The sequence below is a fragment of the Bacillus sp. 522_BSPC genome, assembly GCF_001076885.1.
GTDB lineage: Bacteria > Bacillota > Bacilli > Bacillales > Cytobacillaceae > Niallia > Niallia hominis.
Genome location: NZ_JVDT01000227.1, coordinates 1 through 2,668, shown reverse-complemented (window position 1 = coordinate 2,668; position 2,668 = coordinate 1). Strand labels below are relative to the sequence as shown.

Here is a 2,668-nt window from a genome sequence, read left to right as displayed (position 1 = left end):
CATTTCCGGGATGAACGCCTTTTTCACTACTTTCAATCCTAATTTTGGTTTTCCTTTCCACAATGAACGCCGCTTTCATTACTCACAATGCTAAAAGCGGCTTTCATCTCCAATATGAAAGCCGCTTCCCTATCTCATGTATTATTAACATTCATCGCAGACTGATTGTATTTTTTTAACAACCTTGCAAATGTCTCTCGTTCTTCTTCTGACCAAACATTGGTAACTTCTGCTACTCTTTTCTTTCTAAACTGTTTTTCTTTTTTAAATTCTTCTAATCCTATATCGGTTATCTGGAGTGTATAGGCTCTGCCATCTGTTTCATCTGGAATTCGGAACAAGTAGCCTTTCTGTTCCAGTGCTGCTGCCTGCCTACTTACGGTAGAAACATCTAGTTGAAATTCAGTTGCTAGCGCTTTAACACCAGCTGGCCCTTTTGTCACTATTTCATGTAATAACAGATATGCTGACCGATCAAGATTACCATTTTTTTTATGGGAAGACGTGTGTGTAATGCGACGTATCAGAATGGATAATTCAACCTCTAGTTCTTCCAACGATTCTTCATGCATAGATTAACTACCTCACCGTTTCAATATATTTCTATAAAAATATGATAGCACACTTATTTAATGATTTGTAATGGACAGGGGAAGCTCCATTTCTGAAAATAGAATTGACGTTTTGAAATATAGTTGTATAATACAATTATATAGTTTCCTTATACAACTATTTTTAAAAAATCTAAGGGGGAAAGAAAATGCTAGCCCGTGATATTATGGTAAACCAAGTATATAAAGTGAAGGAAAGCGACACCGTCCGTTCTGTTATCGAAAAATTTATTGATTACAAAATTAGCGGTCTTCCAATAGTCAATGATCGAAATGAAATTGTTGGTTTCATCAGTGATGGAGATGTGTTGCGCTATATTGGTAAACATGATGATCATATTATCGACAGTATTTATTATGCTGTGGTAATTAAAGGCGATGATGAAGATTTTGACCAAAGATTACAAAGTCTCTTGCATTTGAATGTAATGAAAATCGCGAAGAAAAAAGTTGTAAAGGTAGCTTGGGATGAAAAAATAGAAGTGATTGCGGCTTTACTAGGTAAGAAGCAAATAAAAAAAGTGCCCGTTGAAAAAAACGGAATTTTAGCAGGCATTATTAGCCGCGGAGATGTAATACGGAATTCTTTTAAGGAATTAATCTAATACATTTTGAACCAAAGGGATAATAGAAAAAGGGGAGATTTATCAATGCCATCTTTACAATCTGTATCAGCAGATTCAACAAAAAATAATATAAATACGAGGACTGAAGCTAGCTTGTTAAAACAGCCGAAAGCAGTATGGGCTGTATTTTTTGCTGGGATTATTGCCTTTATGGGTCTCGGTCTCGTTGATCCAATCCTTCCAGCGATTGCAGAGAAGCTTGATGCCTCACAAAGCCAAGTAACCCTGCTCTTCACTAGCTATAATGCGGTAATGGCCGTAGCAATGCTCATTACTGGGATGATTTCATCAAGACTTGGAGTTAAGTGGACACTTATCTTAGGAATAGTAATCATTGCTGTTTTCTCTTGCTTAGGCGGACTTTCAAATGGAATCTGGACACTTGTGGGACTACGCGGCGGATGGGGTCTTGGAAATGCGCTATTTGTAGCAACTGCGCTCGCCGCGATTGTATCTCTATCAAACAGCGGTACTGCAAAAGCAATTATTCTTTATGAAGCTGCTATTGGACTAGGAATCTCTGTTGGGCCTCTTCTAGGTGGCTGGTTAGGGGCTATGTCTTGGAGAGGTCCTTTCCTAGGTGTCGCAGCTTTAATGGTAATTGCCTTTTTTGGTATTTTAATTTTAATGCCAAAAGCTACATTACAGAATAACACGGTTAAGCCAAAAACATCTTTAGCAGATCCGTTTAGGGCACTAAAACACCGTTCCTTGCTTATATTCGGGATTGCTGCTGCATTATATAATTTTGGATTTTTCACATTGTTGGCCTATGCTCCTTTTGTTATGGGCTTAGATGAACATGGATTAGGCTTTGTATTCTTGGGCTGGGGAATTTTATTAGCTGTAACTTCTGTCTTTATGGCACCGAAATTACAAGAGCGCTTCGGTACAGTGAAATCTATGTGTGCCATGTTAACATTGTTTGCAGTAGTGTTAGTTGCGATGGGGATTTGGACATCGACACAATGGGTAATTATCGTAGCGGTTATTGCAGCTGGTGCTTTATTAGGTAACAATAATACACTGATTACAACTGCTGTAATGAATGCAGCTCCTGTTGAACGCTCAACTGCTTCAGCAGCATACAGTTTTCTACGCTTTATAGGTGGTGCCATTGCACCTTTTACAGCTGGTAAATTAGCGGAAATTTTCAATCCATCTGTACCATTCCTTGTAGGAGCTGGATTTGTGTTAATTTCCGTAGTATTCATCTGGTTTAATAGTAAGCATGTAAGCCATGTAGATGAATTAGGTTCTGGACATTAACACTAAATAGTTAGTGAATATTCGAAATCATTCTAGAGGCTGGGACAAATCTAAATAACTAATCTTTAAAGACGAACAATCTCTAATTTAGCTCTTAAATAAAGCTACTTTTTCATATTAGTTATTTATGGTTTCAAATATATTCAAGTGTAAAAACTAAGT

General features: G+C 37.4%; 3 protein-coding genes. 2 read left to right on the top strand and 1 reads right to left on the bottom strand.

What is annotated here, in order from left to right; translation table 11 throughout:
* Nucleotides 1-134 precede the first annotated feature (134 nt).
* Nucleotides 135-572: a MarR family winged helix-turn-helix transcriptional regulator gene (locus ADJ83_RS18625; protein WP_031538834.1), complete on the bottom strand. Its 438-nt coding sequence runs from the start codon at nt 570-572 to the stop codon at nt 135-137.
* Nucleotides 573-760: 188 nt separating this feature from the next.
* On the opposite strand from ADJ83_RS18625, the gene ADJ83_RS18620 reads away from it, so the two are divergent.
* Together ADJ83_RS18620 and ADJ83_RS18615 are read left to right on the top strand one after the other, a co-directional pair.
* The gene (locus tag ADJ83_RS18620) at nt 761-1,216 is read left to right on the top strand and encodes a CBS domain-containing protein (protein ID WP_048718682.1); all 456 of its coding nucleotides are present in this window, start codon (nt 761-763) and stop codon (nt 1,214-1,216) included.
* A gap of 45 nt (nt 1,217-1,261) precedes the next feature.
* Entirely contained in the window at nt 1,262-2,506 is a 1,245-nt protein-coding gene (locus tag ADJ83_RS18615) for an MFS transporter (RefSeq protein ID WP_048718679.1), read from the top strand.
* Nucleotides 2,507-2,668: the final 162 nt, after the last annotated feature.